This is a genomic window from Paenibacillus sp. FSL W7-1287 (assembly GCF_038004245.1).
GTDB classification, from domain to species: domain Bacteria; phylum Bacillota; class Bacilli; order Paenibacillales; family Paenibacillaceae; genus Pristimantibacillus; species Pristimantibacillus camelliae.
In genome coordinates, this window is the sequence record NZ_JBBORD010000001.1 from 637,182 (window position 1) to 656,590 (window position 19,409).

15 protein-coding genes and 1 pseudogene are annotated in these 19,409 nt (G+C 42.2%); 12 read left to right on the top strand and 4 right to left on the bottom strand.

Annotated features, from left to right (window positions below; translation table 11 throughout):
• The first annotated feature begins 179 nt into the window (after positions 1-179).
• From NSQ99_RS03045 to NSQ99_RS03060, 4 genes are all read left to right on the top strand, one after another.
• Positions 180-902 carry a hypothetical protein gene (locus tag NSQ99_RS03045; RefSeq protein WP_340834967.1) on the top strand — a complete coding sequence of 241 codons (723 nt, stop codon included), beginning with the start codon at positions 180-182 and terminating at the stop codon, positions 900-902.
• Positions 889-2,244 carry a polysaccharide deacetylase family protein gene (locus tag NSQ99_RS03050; protein ID WP_340834969.1) on the top strand — a complete coding sequence of 452 codons (1,356 nt, stop codon included), beginning with the start codon at positions 889-891 and terminating at the stop codon, positions 2,242-2,244. The genes NSQ99_RS03045 and NSQ99_RS03050 overlap by 14 nt, the downstream gene beginning before the upstream one ends.
• Positions 2,245-2,426: 182 nt before the next feature.
• Entirely contained in the window at positions 2,427-3,200 is a 774-nt protein-coding gene (locus tag NSQ99_RS03055; protein ID WP_340834970.1) for a TerC family protein, read from the top strand.
• A gap of 266 nt (positions 3,201-3,466) precedes the next feature.
• Complete coding sequence (locus tag NSQ99_RS03060; protein WP_340834971.1) at positions 3,467-5,497, top strand: serine hydrolase; 2,031 nt, start codon at positions 3,467-3,469, stop codon at positions 5,495-5,497.
• 345 nt (positions 5,498-5,842) lie between these two features.
• Here the strand turns inward: NSQ99_RS03060 and NSQ99_RS03065 are convergent.
• Positions 5,843-7,396: pseudogene (locus tag NSQ99_RS03065) on the bottom strand (IS1182 family transposase); the annotation flags it as partial.
• A gap of 236 nt (positions 7,397-7,632) precedes the next feature.
• Here NSQ99_RS03065 and NSQ99_RS03070 point away from each other — a divergent pair.
• On the top strand, positions 7,633-8,433 hold the full coding sequence (locus NSQ99_RS03070; RefSeq protein WP_340834974.1) for an SDR family oxidoreductase: 801 nt from the start codon (positions 7,633-7,635) through the stop codon (positions 8,431-8,433).
• Between the two features lie 50 nt (positions 8,434-8,483).
• Here the strand turns inward: NSQ99_RS03070 and NSQ99_RS03075 are convergent, their stop codons facing one another.
• Entirely contained in the window at positions 8,484-10,088 is a 1,605-nt protein-coding gene (locus tag NSQ99_RS03075) for an acetolactate synthase large subunit (protein ID WP_340834975.1), read from the bottom strand.
• 210 nt (positions 10,089-10,298) lie between these two features.
• Between NSQ99_RS03075 and NSQ99_RS03080 the strand changes: the two genes are divergently transcribed.
• The 6 genes from NSQ99_RS03080 (at position 10,299) to NSQ99_RS03105 (ending at position 16,198) form a co-directional block, all read left to right on the top strand.
• Entirely contained in the window at positions 10,299-10,778 is a 480-nt protein-coding gene (locus NSQ99_RS03080; RefSeq protein ID WP_340834976.1) for an RrF2 family transcriptional regulator, read from the top strand.
• 45 nt (positions 10,779-10,823) lie between these two features.
• The gene (locus NSQ99_RS03085) at positions 10,824-11,816 is read left to right on the top strand and encodes an LLM class flavin-dependent oxidoreductase (protein WP_340834977.1); all 993 of its coding nucleotides are present in this window, start codon (positions 10,824-10,826) and stop codon (positions 11,814-11,816) included.
• Positions 11,817-12,025: 209 nt separating this feature from the next.
• The gene (locus NSQ99_RS03090; protein ID WP_340834978.1) at positions 12,026-12,484 is read left to right on the top strand and encodes a hypothetical protein; all 459 of its coding nucleotides are present in this window, start codon (positions 12,026-12,028) and stop codon (positions 12,482-12,484) included.
• Positions 12,481-12,804 carry a hypothetical protein gene (locus tag NSQ99_RS03095; RefSeq protein WP_340834979.1) on the top strand — a complete coding sequence of 108 codons (324 nt, stop codon included), beginning with the start codon at positions 12,481-12,483 and terminating at the stop codon, positions 12,802-12,804. The genes NSQ99_RS03090 and NSQ99_RS03095 overlap by 4 nt, the downstream gene beginning before the upstream one ends.
• 254 nt (positions 12,805-13,058) lie before the next feature.
• Entirely contained in the window at positions 13,059-14,888 is a 1,830-nt protein-coding gene (locus tag NSQ99_RS03100) for a GGDEF domain-containing protein (protein WP_340834981.1), read from the top strand.
• Positions 14,889-14,890: 2 nt separating this feature from the next.
• The gene (locus tag NSQ99_RS03105) at positions 14,891-16,198 is read left to right on the top strand and encodes an ABC transporter substrate-binding protein (RefSeq protein WP_340834982.1); all 1,308 of its coding nucleotides are present in this window, start codon (positions 14,891-14,893) and stop codon (positions 16,196-16,198) included.
• 383 nt (positions 16,199-16,581) lie between these two features.
• On the opposite strand, the gene NSQ99_RS03110 is transcribed toward NSQ99_RS03105, so the two are convergent.
• Entirely contained in the window at positions 16,582-17,424 is an 843-nt protein-coding gene (locus NSQ99_RS03110; protein ID WP_340834983.1) for an aldo/keto reductase, read from the bottom strand.
• 82 nt (positions 17,425-17,506) lie between these two features.
• Positions 17,507-18,733 carry an MFS transporter gene (locus tag NSQ99_RS03115; protein ID WP_340834984.1) on the bottom strand — a complete coding sequence of 409 codons (1,227 nt, stop codon included), beginning with the start codon at positions 18,731-18,733 and terminating at the stop codon, positions 17,507-17,509.
• 196 nt (positions 18,734-18,929) lie between these two features.
• On the opposite strand from NSQ99_RS03115, the gene NSQ99_RS03120 reads away from it, so the two are divergent.
• On the top strand, positions 18,930-19,292 hold the full coding sequence (locus tag NSQ99_RS03120) for a winged helix-turn-helix transcriptional regulator (protein WP_340834985.1): 363 nt from the start codon (positions 18,930-18,932) through the stop codon (positions 19,290-19,292).
• The last annotated feature ends 117 nt before the right edge of the window (positions 19,293-19,409 follow it).

Below are 19,409 nucleotides of genomic sequence, written 5' to 3' on the forward strand. Positions count from 1 at the left end.
CTCTATATATTCTAGTAAAATAGTACCAAACTTCACGAGAGACCCATCCCTAAGTCTTACCCCTCAACGACAAATGGGTATATTTGACCTACTAATTTAATTGGGAGATTCAACTATAATGAAAGAATACATATTTCAACAAAATTCAACAATTACACTCAGAAAAGGTGATTTCAACTATGTTTTCTCCGTTCAAAAAGAAGAAGAGTAGTCTTGAGCAGGAGCATTCGCGAGAGGACCTCGGCATTAGTAGGGACTTGGAAGAAACACAAAATGAAGCGGTGGAGTCGGTATATTCGACTAATTCCGAAACGAATGAAGAGACTCTAGGCTCATTTTTCAACAATAAAGGTCATATGGATAAAAGCACGCTTGATCTAGTCATCGCCGTAGAGCAGATGGTTAAGGCGAAGCAGCATGTTGAGCTGAGTTATAACGAGATGCAGGATCGATTAAATCAAGCGAACGGACAGAATGACCGAATGAACAAAGACTTGAGGAATTTGGGTAAGGTCATCGAGGATCGTGAGAAAAGCATTATGGAGCTAGAGCGTAGGCTATCAGATAACAATCTGAAGGTTGATCAGATGATGGAGGACTATCGGGAGCTACATACTACGCTATCTGGTGAGATTGAGCAGCTAAAGGGTGTCATTGAGCTTGAACGACAAAACTATGCAGGCTTGCTCCAGAAGCACAATGAGACGACTGCCGATAAGACGAAGAGGATTAATGAGCTTGAGGAGAAGAATATGAGACTTGAAGCTGAGCTCAATCAAATGAAGCAGAGATCTGACGCCCTTCGCCAGGAGAAGGAGCATCTCCTTAATATTGTAAATGACTTTACTAACCGTCTGACATCTCCTTATGCATCGAATACAGGGGCTAATGAGGGAGCTTGAATCGATTAGAAAACTATCGGGTTCGGGGAAGAAAGACGGGGATGGAATGGAAACATACAACACGCAAGTCATCGAGCTGCTATCACTCGGGAAAACGATAGACGGTTTCAATCAGATGAAGCTCATCGTTACTCAAGAGGAAAGGCAAGCTACGTATGAGATAAAGATCGATGAGTTAACGTATCAGGGGCTTGAATCGTTAAAGCCATGGATCGGAGACAGAGTTAGACTATCTCCCTATGCCAAATGGGATCCATACCAAAATACCTTCTACAGCTCTCTAATAAAAGGTTCAGGTGTTACTCGGGATATTCAGTATTTTCCATGCACCGAGCATTACATACAGCAATTAACGGATCTTAGATCCTTCCCACCTACTCTGAAGAACGAGGAAGAACAGGGAGTATCGAATGCAGCTGAACATGAGGAACACCTACACCAAGCACAACTTCTAAGGATTTTCTCTACACGCACGTCAAAGGTATCGATGATCGTAATGATTATATTCAGTATATTGGCGGTATTCTCTACCAGCTCGCAAGGCAAGGGCGATTTAGTGCGAAAGCTTAGCGAGCCCATTGGTATCGTGAAGGCAGAGGTAACAACGGAGCATTCAGAAGCAATTCATGACCAGGGCATCATAAATGATGTGGCGGGTATAGATCTAGTGCAGAATGACGATATTATTGCAGATCCATCTGACGTATTAGAGGTCTCGATGCAGTCTAGTAGCAATCCACTTCAGGGGGACTATGAAGTTTTTGAGATCACTGAGGAGATGAAGCTTTTTGGACTACCGGAGCAATACGTCGCATTAACCTTTGATGATGGTCCGTCTGCGCTTACAGAGCAGATCGTAGATATTTTGAAGGAACAGAACGTAGCGGCGACGTTTTTATTCGTAGGACAGAATGTGGCGCGCAATCAGGATGCCGTGACCTATACGCTTGAGAATGGGATGGCTATCGGGAATCATTCATGGGATCACAGTGTGCTAACTAAAGCTGACGCACAAAAACAGCATGAGAATTTAATGAAGACAAACGACGTTCTGGAATCGTTGACGGATCATGCCATTACTTTGTTTCGCCCTCCATACGGTGAGGTTAACGATAAGCTTGTGTCAGAGGCAAAGAAGTTGAACATGAAGACCCTTATGTGGAATCGAGACCCGGAAGATTGGAATGCGAAGCATCCAGAAGACATTATCCGATATTTTCATCAGGTCGAAGCTTCAGGTGGTATATATGTGCTGCACGAGGATAAAAATACGGTCGAAGCATTACCCGAAATTATAAAATACTTAAAAGATAAAAATTTAACCTTTGTCACTTTTAAATAATTCCTCCCTATTGACGAGAATAGTGTAATTTTTGGTATTATTATTCTGTTCGAGTGTATTTTTATAAAGCTTTATAAAAAAATGAAATCTCCAAGATCAGTTTTACGTATACGTATTATTTCTAAGCAAACAATATGTATACGTTGCTGTATCTACACTGGTTGGAGAAGGGAGAAAATAAGTTGGATTCAATATGGTTAGAGTATGCGTGGGCTTTACTCATTCTAATCGGTTTGGAAGGTTTGCTGTCAGCTGACAACGCACTTGTTTTAGCGGTTATTGCGAAGCATCTGCCTGACGATCAGAAGAAAAAAGCGATTAATTATGGAATTATTATGGCCTTTGTTTTTCGGTTTGCCGCTTTATTTGCCATTTCTTTTATCGCAAATGTATGGCAGGTACAGGCAATCGGTGCAGCCTATCTTTTGTATTTGGGTTTGAAGCACATTATCAAGGCTAAGTTCGGTAAGAAGAATGAGGAAAATCGTAAGGAAACAGAGAAAGAAGCAGCGGGAAAAGGCTTTTGGCCTACGGTAGGAAAAATAGCATTAGCGGACCTTGCTTTTGCGATTGACTCCATTCTAGCTGCAGTAGCGCTCGCGCTTGGACTTCCAGATTCACCGCTTGGAGAGTTTGGAGGCATGGACGGTGGACAATTTATAGTCGTCGTGCTTGGTGGTATTGCGGGCTTGATTCTAATCAAATTTGCAGCGACTTGGTTTGTTAAGCTGCTTGCAAAACGTCCAGCGCTTGAGACAACGGCATATGCAATCGTTGCGTGGGTAGGGGTTAAGCTAGCCATCATTACACTCGCTCACGGGGATATTGGAGTGCTAGATCCTCATTTTCCTCATGGTACGTTATGGACGTCCATTTTCTATATTGTGCTAGTTGCGATCGCGCTATTAGGATGGTTTGCTCCTAGCAACAAGGTTCAAAAGGCAGACCATGCTTAATCAATAAGCTGCATGGTTATATACGAAAATTAAAAGGTGCTCCTTGGCGCTGATTCTAATAATTAGGTCTTACAATCTGATTACAGGATGCAGCACATGAGAGTGCTTTTTTTATTGATGTTATGCATAAGATAAATAAGTGACAAGCAACTAGCCTAGTTGAAATGGGGTATAGTTCCTCGGATAATGTCGATAAATATACGTTGACTGAACACATATTTATTATTATCATTATCGATAACAATAATAAAGGATGTGGAGAAATAGTGAAGCAAAGATTTGTAAAAACAGCAATGGCTGTTCTACTATTAGGTCTAATCGTTACGTCAGCTGTACCTGTTACCGTAATGGCTGATTCGCCTGCAGCCAGCTCAGTGTCTAATCACACGTTTGTCAGCGTTCAGTTGAATGAGTCAGAATTGAAGAAGTTTGCAGAACGGTTCTTCAGCAAAGCAAAGCTAGAGGAATGGAATGTACCAGGTGCAATTATCTCCATTGTTCAAGGAAACAACGTATTATATCAACAAGGCTTTGGTGAAGCGGATGTCGCAACGAAAACAGCTGTGCTTGCAGACAAAACACTATTCCGTACAGGATCAATTGCTAAGCTTGTCACCGCTACTGCTCTTATGCAGCTTGTTGAGCAAGGCAAGATTTCACTTGATGCAGGGGTGAATGACTACTTGCCAGAGCCATGGATTCAATACTCAGAAGAGAATCCTGTAACGATCGCACATTTACTTACTCATACAACAGGCTTTAATAACGGTATGGATATACGTCCTGGAGATATTTACTATACACTTGACGATTATTACGATCTGGAGAGCTATGTGAAAGCTAGCATTCCTAAAACTGTGCGAAAGCCAGGAGAAGTGTTTATGTACGACAATTTTGCATCGATGCTACAAGGCTATATCGTTGAATATGTTAGCCAACAAAAGTTTGAAGACTACGTGCAGGAGCAAATATTTAAACCGCTTAGCATGGAGAACTCTGGCTTCCGTCTAACACCGGAGATTGCTGAGGGCATGGCAACTGGTTATATGCCTGACGGGCAGCCATACCCACAATATAGCATTAAGCCGTCCGATCATCCTCATGGTGGCTGGTATACAACAGCAGCGGATGCTGCGATTTTTATGATGGCACATTTGAATGAAGGCAGCTATCAGGGAGTTCGTATTCTAAAGCCAGAGACAGCAAAGCTTATGCAGGAGTATCAGGTATATATTCAGCCGGGCAAGCCTGTTATGGCCTATGGCTTCGAAGCTTCTATGTATCCACAATATGATAATGGCCAGCGTGTTATTGCTAAAGGTGGAGATATTCTCGGCTTCAGCTCCTACATGTGGCTGCTTCCTGAGCATGAGATCGGGGTATTTGTGAATGTGAATGGAAACAATGGGATGATAAGAGAAGAGTTGTATCGTGAATTTATGCAGACATTCATTCCGAATATTGGGGAACAACATCAACAGCTCAATACGTCACAAGAGGAATTAGCTAAATTCGAGGGTATCTATACAGATCTGAGATTGGACAACTGGAGATCTAAAATTAAAGTAACTGGTGACGGTAAGCTAAGCATGGAGGATACTATGCTTGGTAATATTGAATTTACACAGGTTGACCCGATGACCTTTATTGATGATGAGGAAAGAGAGCTTGTCTTTAAGAACAATGCTGCAGGCGAGCCTCATTACTTTAAGTACAGAAACGTTGGGTATTCAATCCGCATTGAAGAAAAGATCTATGCAGATGTAGCAAATGACCACGTCTATGCTCCGTATATTTACGATCTTCAAAGCTTTAATATTTTTGAGGATGTTCAGGAGCTTTTCCGTCCTGATGATGTAATTACTCGTGGCGAATATGTTGCTTACTTCATACGTTTGTTAAAGCTTCCTCTATCTGAGAGTGAGGCCATGTTCGTAGATACAAAGGGTCATAAGCTGGAGAAGGAAATTCAAACAGCTTTGGAGCTCGGGCTATTAAAAGGGATGCCGGGTGGAAGCTTTGCACCAGATGAACCTTTAAAGCGGCAGGAGGCTGCTGCTATCGTATATCGTTTGATGCAGCTGCAAGGGGCAGGAGTAGCTCCTCAGGCTAAACTCAAGGATACACCATCACCTTGGGCAGCAGACGCAGTGAATATGATGCTTCTGGCAGGCTTCTACGGACCAGAGGTTTCTGTCGATGAGGATGGAGACTGGAATTACCGACCACAGGAAACTATGCTTCGTAAGGAAGCTGCGGCGATGCTCGCAAAGCTCGTCCAAGTTCCTCAGCAATAAAATAAGCTTCCCTAGTTGCTCTCGGGATTGACTGAATTATATTTTTGGTTAATAATACAAAATATGGAGATGACGGAAAGGGGACTCGCGAGTTAATGTGTACTTCCTTGTAATGGTGTAATAAGTTGATCGCTGCATAATCCGGGGTCATGGTGTGCCATAGCTCTGTTCAATTATGCCGGTCGCAACCAATTCAAGGGACGCGAGGCTACCGTTGCTACAACTGCTCATGAGGCTGGGACAAAACTAGCTTCTCATAAACAAAACAGGGATGAAATCGATTCAGATTTCATCCCTGTTGCATATTGCTTGTTACTTATGGGTGAAAACTTACGTCCTCACCGCATACTTTCTCAAGTTAACAGCCAATAATGCTAGACCAATATCATATTCGACTTTAGATTTCCCTCGAAGCATAAAACGAGTGAAACCTAAATTAGCCTTCAAGAAGGCAAAAACTGGCTCTACGTCAATTTTTCGTTGGCGGTAGAGCTTGTTTGTTTTGTCTTCTGAAAGCTTCTCTCTCACATAGGCTTTTTGCTGCTCCCATGTTTCATTGATCATGAGCGTACGATTCGTTCCCTCTTGTGCTTTGGTGCAGGTAGAACGGAATGGGCAGCCTGTACATTCTTCACATTCATATAGCTTAAATTTTCGCATAAAGCCTGAGCGGTCTCTGCGCGTAACATAGCGCTGAAATAGAAGTTTCTTCTCATTGGGGCACAGATAGTGATCTTGCTCTGCATCGTACTCCCAATTACTCGTTTGGAAAGGGTCTGTCTTGAATCTTCTTTTTTGCTCGTTCAAGTAATGAGCATACGTGAGCAGAGGTGTACGGTTGATCTTCGTTAAAATATGATCATAATTTTGTTCACTGCCATAGCCTGCATCCGCAACAATATGTTGAGGTAATTCAAAGTATTCTTCTTCAATGGTATGTAGGAATGGAATCAACGTTTTTGTATCGGTTGGGTTAGGGAAAATGCCATAGGCCAACGTGTATTGCCCTTCGGTTGCAATTTGGACGTTGTAACCAGGCTTGAGTTGTCCGTTTTTCATGTAGTCGTCTTTCATACGCATGAAGGTGGCATCATGATCTGTTTTAGAATAGCTGTTGCGTGCACCTAAAATGTCTAGATCCTTTTCATATTTTTGTTTACGTCCAATCCATTCTCGAACCTGCTTGACCATTTGCTTAGGTGTTTTGCGTTGACGGCGTAGCTGCTTACGCTCAGCGATGTCCTCTGTATGAGCGATGGTTTGTGTATAGTCCTCTACAACTTCCTCTAGTTTTTTTGCGATTTCTTGTAGTTGTTCATTGGAAAGCTGTTCATCCTGTTCACGTGCCATTTCAGGAATGATCTTGTTGTTCAGCAGTTCATTGTAGAGCTGATTGGATTGTTCAATGAGTCTACGGTGATGCTTTTCGATGGCTTTTTTCCAAACGAATGTAAACTTATTCGCATTGGCTTCGATCTTTGTACCGTCAATAAAAATAGCCTCCTGATCAATGAGCCTTTCTTCAACGAGTTGACAACGAAACTGAATAAAGCATTGACGGATGAGGTTTTTCATTTCAGGATGAATACGAAAACGATTAATGGTGCGGTAGCTAGGCTCATACCCTTGGGCTAACCACATCATACGAATGCTGTCCTTCGTTAATGCTTCGATTTTTCGACCTGAAAAAGCAGACTGAGTATAGCCGCATAAAATAAGTTTGAGCATCATGCGTGGATGATAAGCTGGACAACCTGAATGACGAAGAAATGAAGCAAAGGCTTCATCTGGAATACTTTCTACAAGATGATGGATATGAAACGCAATGTCGTTTTCTTGTAATTTAACTTCTAAATCTAGAGGCAAAACTAATTGATTCATGTTATAATCTTTAAACATAAGGAACACCTTTCTTGTTGGATTTGGTTGTGGTGACTTAATTTTAACAGATGGTGTTCTTTTTGTATTTAAAAAATATTAAAGCCGTTGAAATTTTACTCGTCGTAAAATTTCAACGGCTTTCTTTGTTTGTCAGGTGGGGTTTTGTCCCAGCTTCTTTTTTATTATTGAGCGGCACATCATTCATCTCCAAGCGTAGAACGGCACGCTCAACTTCCTTATCGGAGGTATGATCTATGAATAAATTACAAGGTAAAATTGCTATCATTACAGGTGTAAGTCGTGAAGGCGGCATTGGGGCAGCGATTTGCAGGGCACTAGCTAACGAGGGAGCCAGCTTGTTCTTCACGCATTTGTGTGAATACGACCAAGAGGTATATCCTCGAAGTGTAGATGAGCATTGGCCTGATATCTTTGCACAAGAATTACGGAAAATGGGTGTTCAAGCCGCACATATGAAGCTAGACCTTGCCCAGTCAGGCTCCGCAGCCGATCTGCTGGCTGAAGTTCAGAAAACCTTGGGGTTGCCAACCATTCTCGTTAACAACGCAACGTATAGCGTGGATGCTGATTTTCGTCAATTAAATGAGTCGCTTATTGACGCTCATTGTGCTGTGAACATTAGAGGTACCTTTATGTTATCTGCGGAATTCGCTCGAATGCTTGAAGCGGAAATGAAAAATATAGGTTCCAGCCATACACTTGGCGGGCGTATTATTAACATGACTTCCGGCCAAGGAAAATCACCTATGCCCGGAAATCTTGCCTATGCAGCAACTAAGGGGGCAATTTCCGTGTTTACTGAATCACTTGCTGCAGAGCTGGCGCCACTTCATATTACAGTTAACGCGGTCGACCCTGGACCTACCGATACTGGCTGGATGACCGAAGAAATCAAGAAAGCGCTGCTGCCACAATTCCCGATGGGGCGGATTGGTGTTCCAGAGGATGTGGCAAAGCTGATTACTTTTCTTGCGAGCGATGATTCTCAGTGGATAACCGGTGAGATCATTCATTCTAGAGGCGGTTTTAGCTAAAAATTTACAGGGTCATCCGCTAAGGATGGCCCTATCTGCTTATACATGACTCAGATTGATTTAATACCTTTCATATAGACATCGATCAGTGTCACTTCGTTGTTTTGTTTCAAAGCCTCTTCCAGTATTTGATCGAATTCATTCAAATGTTTAGGTCTAACTCCTTTTATTCCGAAGCTATTAGCAAGCTGTACAAAGTCAGGGTTTTCAAAGGCCGCACCAAAGCTATTGCCGAATTTTTCTTGCATCATTTGCTCTTCTAGCTTTAACGTTGAATCGTTTAATACAATAATAATAAAAGACAGACCAAGTCGTTTAGCAGTTTCTAATTCAGACATATTCATTAAAGCCCCTCCATCCCCAGTAATACAAATGACTGGAGCGTCTCGGCAGGCTAATTTAGCACCAATAGAACCGGGTAACGCTATACCCATTGAGGCAAGTCCATTGGAGATAATAACTCTACCTGCCTGCTTTGGTTGATAGGTACGGGCAATCGAGAGCTTATGAGCACCTACATCAGAAATAACGATGGTTTGTTCCGATGCATTTTTTTCAATAACGGTTAGTATATTCTCTATCGTAAATGATAAAATTTCTTTAACATCTAGTTCAATATGATAAGCTCTCTTAATCTGTTCCTTTAAATGTCCACTCGGAACCCATCGTCTAGTCGGCATAGCTTGTTTATTAAGAGCGTGAAGAATCTCATTCACATCACCAACTAATTCTCCTGCAACAGGGTAATGCTCGTCCATTTCGGCGGGCAATGAATCGATATGTAAAATAGGTCGCTTCATTTTATTCCAATCCTGAGGCGGACACTCCACAACATCAAAACCAACAACAATGAGTAGGTCAGACTGCTCTATGATTGGTAATACCGCATCATTCTTTTTAAAGCCAAATGTAAAATAATTTTGTTCATGATTTTTAGGCAAAATCCCCTTTGCCATAAAACTATGGATAACAGGTGATTGTAGTTTCTCTACAAAAGTCAGAAGTGCTGACATAGCTTCTTGCCTAATAACCCCGTTCCCGACGATGACAAGTGGCTTTTGGCTATGGTCTATTAACGTACATGCATCCTCTATAGCTTGCGAGATTGACGTACTCTTTGGATTAGGCAGTACTGGCAATGGCTCCGTTAAAGTCATTTGTGATGCAATGTTCTCAGGTAATTCAATTAATACCGCGCCTGGCTTTTCCATTCGTGCTAATCTAAAAGACTTACGTATGATTTTTGGTATCGTTTGCGGGTCTTTAATTTGAACGCTCCATTTGGTAGCAGGCTCAAATATTTTAACGATATCTAAATATTGGTGAGATTCTTGATGCTGTCTTTCGAAGCTTGCTTGCCCTGTAATAGCTACAACCGGAGAATGGTCTAAATGTGCACTAGACATTCCGGTCAATAAATTTGTCGCTCCAGGTCCTAAAGTTGATAAGCAAACACCAACTCTATTGGTTAGCCTACCGTATACATCTGCCATAAAAGCTGCCCCTTGTTCATGACGAACATGAATGAACTGGATTTTTTTAGACTGAGATAAAGAATCGATTAGATCAAGGGTTTCCTTACCCATAATACCGAAAATATACTCGACTCCTTCATCCTCTAAGCACTGAACAAGTAGATCTGTTGCCTTTTTCATTATACTTCGCCTCTCTGCTTGCTATGTTTACCCTATGTTACCCATAAATGTTAAGCACCTATACGATACTAAAGGTGAATGGTGCAGGACAGTAAGCTTTACATATCTATCATAAAATACTACACTAACGTGGATAACAATTATCCGCGTTATAAACTTATGCTTGGATAATAAGTACATCGATCATGAACAATAAAGGAGGTGTTGATCATGCAGATGAAAACAGGAGTAGAACAATCGGTGTACGCCATCCTAATCCTTAGCATGCTGCCAGATAAAGCGGTTTTGCCTGGGGAGGCCATTAGTCAACAATTGGGAGCTTCACCCACGTACTTTCAGAAACTGCTAAGGAAGCTAGTTAGTGCGGATCTGATTTCTTCTGTGCCAGGGGTAAAAGGCGGATTTAAATTAAAGAAGAAGCCTGATGAAATTCGGATATACGATATATATGTTGCTATCGAAGGCCAGCAGACTCTTTATTCTTCATGTGGTGTTCTGCATGACATGCTTGACTTGACTGAAGAAAAAAGCTGCTGCTTGCTCACAGCGTTAATGGAAGAAGCAGAGTCATCCTGGAAGTCCGTATTAAAACGCGAAACGATCGCATCATTATATGAAGAAATAAAAGAAAGCTATCAGCCGAATATGCAGCTGACAGAGCAATGGATACAAGAAAAAATGGTTTTATAACATTCATGTGATAACGATATATGGCGTGTAGGGAGGATGTAATACATGAGACTAAGTATATTAGACCAAGCCCCTGTAACGAAAGGGAACACGGCAGCAGGTGCGATGAAAAAGGCTGAAGAATTAGCTGTTCTAGGAGATGAGTTAGGCTACCATCGTATGTGGATGGCAGAGCATCATGCAACAAATACCTTTGCAAGCTCAGCTCCCGAGGTAGCTGCAGGCTACTTAGCTGCAAAAACTAAAAACATTCGGCTCGGAACCGGAGGCGTCATGCTGATGCACTATTCCCCATTGAAGCTTGCGGAGGTATTTAAAACATTAAGTGCATTCGCACCAGGCCGCATTGATTTTGGTGTTGGGCGTGCTCCTGGGGGAGATAATTATTCGACCTATGCTTTATCGGAAGGACGCCAACCGATGTTTCACAATATGTATGAGAAATTCGATACAGCATTGCAGCTGATTAACGACGAAGTACCCGAGGATGACTTATATAAAAAATCAATCGCTACACCTGCTCAAGTCATATTACCAGAAGCCTGGCTGCTAGGATCAACGGGCAATAGTGCTGTTCAAGCTGGCAGAAGAGGTGTAGGCTACTCATTTGCACAGTTTTTCAATGGTGAAATGACGAAAGAAATTTTAGATGCATACAAGAAGAATTTTCAACCTTCAGCATTTATGGAGAAACCACAAATCAATGTTTCTTATATGGTGACTACAGCGGAAACAAAGGAAGAAGCGGAGTATGAAGCAAAGCCTCAGGATATATGGCGTTTACTGTTTATGAGAGGTCAGTTTGGTGCTACTTTGACACCTGAAGAAGCTCGAGATTATCCATTGACGGAGATGGATCGTATGATTATTAAAGAAAATCGTAAAATTCATCTAGTGGGCTCAGCCAAGGAAATTGCGACATTGCTACAAGAGGAGCAAGCTCATTATGGCTTTGATGAAGCAATGATTTGTAGTATTCCTCATACGCAAGAGAAGCGTTTAGACGTTTATCGATTGTTAGCACGGGAATTACTGTAGTCGATGTAGCCACAATAGATACAATGTCATATGTAATGAAGCAATGAGCTTTCAGTGACCCGATTTCCCCATAAACCTATGTCATCAAAATGATTCGGATGTCTCTCGAAACTTCCTGTAAGGTAGTTATAATAGACATCATGAGTACATAGATTCACATGGACTGGCATGTAAATCCAAAATGCATAGGGGGAAAGGGGAAATTCATTATGAGTTATGCTAGAAACTTCGTCATTTACCTATGGCTAGCATTGGCTTCTGCATTTGTTAGAAATATAGGCCTGTCTGACGGGCTTGCTGCAATATTTGGCTCCGTATTTCTTATGTTTATGAGCCTTGTGCTGCTCGGAGTTACGTTACTATACTTCATCCTTCGCCCATGGCTGAGGAGTAAAACAGCTGTTGAGCCATCGCTAAGCTTTTTGAAGCTTCGCAGGACGTTAAGATTTGTACCGGTTATTCCCACGGTCCTGTTCTTCTTGTTTACTTACAATACGGAATACGGGGACTATGTAAAGACATACCGAGACATGAATCCAACAGGGTCGGATCATTTTCTTGATTCATTAGGTAGTACATTAAGCTTGACGTTCGTGTTTTATGCTCTCTTTGAGCTGATCTTATTCACGCTTCTCTGGCAGAAACGAAAGGAGCAAGTAGTCTCGTGACTGTTCTAGAGATCGTGCTTGCGTATGTTGTACTACAAATTGTCATGGCGCTGCTAATGGCTGTTTTTCCAAGAGATGAAGTGATGAGAAATAAGACGGGCATATCCTCCTTCACAGAAAGGCCCAAGACGGTAGGAGATTATTTTTTTAACGGATTAGTCGTTCTTATTGCTGGCGGGGCACTTGCGATGGAGTACATCAATAAGAGGATCGTTAAGAGACCATGGTGGTGGCGGATTGGAACTCGGGTCATCGTACTCCTCGGTGTCATTGCGCTCATATTTATTAGTAGTGTGCTTATCTATATATTTAGTGAATAAAGAATCAACTTAGGCCATCCTGCAAAGGGTGGCCTAAAATCTGTTCCAAAAACTGGTTATATAAAAGGAAGCAAGGCATATGCTCCTAGTTAATTATTAAGATTGATAAACAAATCTCGACAAACCATGCTATAGTATGAAGTAAATAAACACTTTATTCGCATATTCAAGCAGGGGTGGATTAGAACTAACTGCACTGCTTACGGAATGACGACAACTAGAATTTCTTCACTGTACGATGGGAGGTCATCCAATTGAGTAATAGGCATAATTTGAACAGATCCTCTTTAACCGTAACCGCTTTCACGTTGATATTGATGCTGTTTTTTGTGAACTATCCCATCCCATTCCTATACGGCATTGAGCTGTATCTATTTACTGCTATTGCATGGTTTGTTTATTTCCGCTATTCACTAAACTATGCGTTGTTACTTATTATTTTTGCTGCCGCTTGTGGCATCTATATATGGAATCAATCGCCTCTGCTTGCGTTATATCCGCTCGAGATATTATTAGTCGGCTGGATTGCTAGGAGAAGTAAACGATCTGCAGTGTTGTGGGACGCTATCTATTGGCTGACGCTTGGATTATTATTTTTCTACCCAGCTTATCGATGGTTAACGGATTGGTCAGATTCCAATGGGATGACTTATTTCCTGTTCTCCGTAGCTAATGGGTTAATTAATATATTCTTTGGCAAGCTGGCTGCCGAATATTTGCCAGTAGGGGCATCGAAAACGAGGAAGAAATGGCGCATTGGTCAAATTACCTTTCATCTTTGCATGGTGCTGTTAATTGTTCCGACATTAATCTATCTGCTTGTCAGCGGATATTTTACTTATCAGCGGAGCTTGTCTGAGATTTCATCCAGGCTCGACACGATATACAGCCATGTCAATGAGAGATTGAATCATCTGACAGAGACAGAGCTTCGAGATCTTAAAGTAAGGTCGATGGTGCAGAAAGCATCGCTGCAGCATATGTTCTCTAACATTACGACAGGTACAGATGTGCAGATAACGCTCATCGATGACAATCATAACGTGGTCACTACGCTAGAACCCGCAATAGCTGACAACTTCGCTTATGAATGGAGTGCTGGTGGGATTGTTAAGCAAGTCACGGATTCATTATATTTGTGGCAGCCAGAGGAGATTCCTTCGTACAATAAAGTGTACAGATGGGCTAAAAGTGAGTTTGTCTCGGTGTATCACTTTGATCGTGTTCCCTATACGCTCGTTGTTAAGCAACCAGCTATAGGATTTCAACACAATATGTTCAATCTGTATGTCATAAGCGTGCTGCTCGTCGGCATGTCCACCTTAATAGCGGCTTTCGTTGCTTATCGGGTTATGAACCAATTATCGAGGTCGATCACTCAGCTTGGGAGCTTTACGACGGGTCTTCCTCGAAGAATTCGACTGCGAGAGACCATTACATGGGAAGAGAGCCCATTGCATGAAGTCAATATATTAAAAAATAACTTTGAAGATATGTCCAAGGAATTAGCCAGCATGTTCTGCGAGGTTAATAAAAGAGAAGACAAGCTGCGCGTTATGGCCCACTACGATACGTTAACCGGTCTAGGCAATCGATATTCCTTCGGGTTGTATCTTCCTTCACTTATCGAAGAAGCGAAGAAGGATCATACGAAAATTGCATGTTTATTCATCGATCTCGATCGATTCAAATTGATCAATGACAACTATGGACACGAGGCTGGAGATGCTGTGATAAAGGAAGTAGGGGCACGCTTAAAGGAATACAACACAGCTCAGACCAAGGCCTTCCGCTTGTCAGGAGATGAATTTGTCGTGGTGCTGCGAGAGCCTTTTCCTCGTGACTTAGTACAGTGGGCGCAAGATATTCAAGCAAGCCTAATAAACGACGTCATTATGTACCATGATCAGCCCATTCAAATCGAGCTAAGTGCTGGTATATCTATCTATCCTGATCACGGTCAAGATGCTCAAATTCTGCTGCGCAGCAGTGACCACGCGATGTATCAAGCCAAAGTAAGCGGGCGAAATCGTGTCAAGCTGAGCACAGGCGCAACGATGAATTTTCCGAAAGGAGGGGCGTAATAATGAAACCCAAATTACTGTTTGCCTTTAACCTCCTGCTGGGTTTCATGCTCTTGCTTTCGACATATATCTATGTGAGCTATGCAAAAAGCAATGAGTCTGGTGAAGTACATCTGCAAGACGAAGAATGGGTAACAGAGAATGCTGAACAAGAGGTTGTAATAACGATTTGGTCGCCAAAGCCTATACTGGATTACGAGATCCAAAGCTTCCAGGAGGCCAATCCGAACATTCGCATACAATTTACGAGCTTACAAGGTGAACCAAGACTATCTGAGCGTTATCTGAACGCACTGGCGGAAGGCACAGCACCTGATATTATGCTGCTTCCACAAGCGATGCTTGGATCGATAAACTCGGTAGATTTAATCGCGGATTTATCGCAGAGCCATCTCCCTCTTGACCGTTATCGCAAAATGATGGGTGAGCATCTGTGGGATATTCACCAGTCGCTGGATGGAGAGCACACAATTGCCTTGCCGTTTGAAGCTTATCCCTACGTGTTCTATTATCGCTACGATATACTAGAAGAAAAAGGTTATCCTGCTGAGCCCGATGCATTAGCGGCATACTTGCGTGAGCCTAAGCACTTGCTGCAGCTTGTCTCTGATCTGCAGCAGGATAGACAGTGGCTTCTTCAATGGGAAAATGATCTCATTACATTGTTAAATTACGGACAGTTTTTCTTTAATCGAGATATTGAATATGAACGTGACTCGGATAAGTATATGCAAGTGATCGACACAACCTTAAAGCTATTCGATCACGCAGCTAATATATCGGTTTGGAGTACATACGGACAGCAGATGCTACGTAACAACGAGCTAGTAGCCGTTTATATGCAATCGTTCGGAGAAAGCTCGATTGAAGAATGGGCGCCTGATCAAGCAGGCAAGTGGCGGGTGACAAGGCTGCCGCTCGGTATCGAAGCCGTGGACGTTAACACAAGCTTATCTATCGCGATAACCGAGCATAGTAAGCATAAAGCAGAGGCTGAGAAGTTCCTTGAACATGTTATGAACACCTCAACGGTATTTAATTGGATGGAGACAGCTCCAGCTAGCGAATTTCTTGGAGGACAGGATAGCGGCAGCTTATACTTGGATATCCTTAGAGGGAATAGATCGAGTGCAGTACCAACTCCGCTTGATTCCCGTCTTTTCGAGGTATGGTATTCATCTGTAGAGCAATCCAGACAAAGTCAATACACGACGGACGATACACTCAATGCGGCAACTCAGGATGTTATGGATATTACCTCCGTTGCACAAGAGCAGCTGCAATTATATATTCAGCGCGACCTCCAATAATTATTTCTTACTTACGTTCGTTTCTAGACCGGATGATGAGAGTTGATATGAGTGTTGAGTAGCTCTAAAAAGGAGTCTATATGACTGACAATCGAACACTGCATGTATTGAATGGCCAAGCCATGTATCATAAATATAAGGCAGTAAATTTTCTTAATGGCGAGCGAATGATTCCTTTTAAAGTCACCCGCACTTATCCGAGAAAGAGCTAGTCATGAAGCTCATGGCCGAATTCAGACATTACGGGCTAGGTGATACGCAATATTACGACATCATCAAAACTAATTGTCGCTAAGCAGTAATTGCAGAGCGAGCTGCGTGCTGAGCTTGTTCGCAGCATGAAAGAACGGACGCTATCTATACATAGCGTCCGTTCTATTGATTTAAAAGTCGATATGATCAGGGTCAGGACCAACACGAAGATTGTCGTTCAGCTGATCAATGCGAGCCATATCTTCTTTCGTTAACTCGAAATCAAATACCGATGAATTCTCGACAATACGGTGCTCTTTTGTTGATTTAGGTATTGTGATTACTCCGTTTTGTAAATCCCATCGAATAATAATTTGAGCAACGGTTTTATGATACGAGGCTGCAATTTCCTGAAGCACGGGGTTATCTAATAGTTGACCTTGCATCAATGGAGACCAAGCCTCTAACTGAATATTATGCTCCATGCAAAAAGCTTGCAGCTCCTTCTGAGTGAGTCGCGGGTGGTACTCCACTTGATTGATCATAGGCACAATCTCTGCGTCCTTCATGACATCTGTTAGATGATGGACTTGGAAGTTACTTACACCAATTGCTCTAACCTTTCCTTCCTTATAAAGGGTTTCTAATGCACGCCAAGCTTCCTTATACTTCCCTTCGACAGGCCAATGAATCAAATATAGATCTAAATAATCAAGCCCAAGCTTCTGTAAGCTCGTCTCATAGGCAGCAATGGTTGAATCATAGCCTAAATCAGCGTTCCAAACTTTAGAGGTAATAAACAAATCCTCTCTAGTCAGACCAGTTTCTTCAAGAGCTTCACGAATGGCTTGGCCTACACCTTCCTCGTTACCGTAAATAGAAGCTGTATCGATGCTGCGATAACCATGCTTAATCGCGAACTTCACCGCTTGAACAAGCTCGGGACCTTCCTCGACTTTGAATACACCAATGCCTAGCCAAGGCATCTGAACACCGTTTGATAATGTTGCTGTTGAACGTAAATGATTAATCATAGAATATAAACCTCCGTTTTTATGTGAATGTTATAAGCAAGCTGTAGTTACTGTAGTTGATATGTCCACCACATCCCCCCCCTTACAATGTCAGGCTTGAGCTCATATGCGCTTCACCTGCTTCAGCCTTCTGGTCTTTTCGTTCAAGCAAACGAGACCATCCCGTTAGCAGCACAGCGCTGAGAACCATGAGTGACCCTATCCAAGTGGTGTGAATCAGACCAATGGAGTCAGTCACGACACTGCCTAGGAAAGAACCAAGAGCAATTCCGGCGTTAAATGCTGCGATGTTCATCGCAGAAGCTACATCTACCGCAGAGGGAACGAACCGCTCTGCTAATAGGACAACATAAATTTGTAAGCCTGAAACGTTCATAAAAGCCATCAGCCCCATTAAGCCAACGCTAATTAATCCCGCAACCTTAAAAGGCAGTGTAAAGAACATCATAAACAGAATGATGGCTTGAACGATAAACATGTAATATAGTGCCTTCGCTGGATTACGGTTCGATAATTTACCACCCACCATATTTCCTAATGCAATAGCAATGCCATAGATAAGCAGGATGAGTGTGATGTGATCTTCATGTAAGCCGGTAACGGATTGCAGCAAAGGGGATAGATAAGTAAAAACGACAAATGTTCCCCCGTAGCCTAGTGCAGTAATGATAAAGACAAGCAATAATCGGACATTCGTAATTAGCTTAAGCTGATCTTTAATGGATGTTTGCTTTCCTTTCTGTAGATTCGATGGAACGAGTATGCTGTTTGCCAGCAATGCGATAAGGCCAATTGCTACAATAACGACAAAAGCAATTCTCCAGCCTAATTGCTGACCAATAAATGTTCCAAATGGAACTCCGGTTACTGTAGCGATGGTTAGCCCAGTAAACATCATAGAGATCGCACTGGCTCTTCGATCCTCCTGCACTAAGCTAGCCGCAATAGTGGAGCCAATGGACATGAAAACACCATGGGAAAAGGCAGAAATTATGCGAGCTGCAAGCAAAATCTCAATGCTTGTAGCCGTTGCAGCGATGCTATTCCCAACAATAAAAACAACCATGATCCACAGTAATAGTGACTTTCTGGACATCGATGAGGTTAACGATGTAAGAATTGGAGCCCCAAATGTTACGCCTAGTGCATATAAGGAAACCGTTAAGCCGGCTGTTGTAATAGAGACTTGTAAGTCTTGTGCTATTAAAGGTAATAGTCCAACACTTATAAATTCGGTTGTACCAATCGCAAAAGCACTTACTGCTAATGCCAGTAAGGCAAAAATGCTTCGTTTCTTGTCCAAAGACATCTTCTTTCCTCCTGAAGTATTGAAGTGAGTTCGTAACTTGTAATGACATGACAGCCTTGATAACTACTGTCATGTTCCGCCGGCAAATGCTATTATGTACGAAAGAGGTTTATTAGGAAAGTACGTACTTTTTTGTAATATAAGTACCAAAAAGTAATATAGGTACTTTTTAGTGCCTATAAGTGGAGGGTTTCAAATGCAGAGAAAAAAATACAACATATCGGTAGAAGCAACGCTCGAAGTGATCGGCGGAAAGTGGAAGTGTGTCATCCTATGCCATCTCACCCATGGAAAGAGAAGAACAAGTGAACTAAAGCGTCTTATGCCCAACATTACGCAGAAGATGCTCACCCAACAGCTGCGCGAATTAGAAGACGATGGCGTGATCAAACGAATCATCTATAACCAAGTTCCTCCAAAGGTGGAGTACGAGTTAAGTGAGTATGGCTGGAGTCTAAAAGAAATATTAGATTCACTTTGTGCTTGGGGAGAAAAACATATTATTAAGGTTTACGGCGATAAATTTGCTGTACTAGAAGAGAATATTCTAAATGAGTAACGGATCCGTAACGTCTGATCGCAGAAATAAATGATGCTGCACAATCTAAGGATCTCTACACCGACAAATACAGTGGCACTAGGAAGTATGTATCGATACTTTCTAGTGTTTTTTATT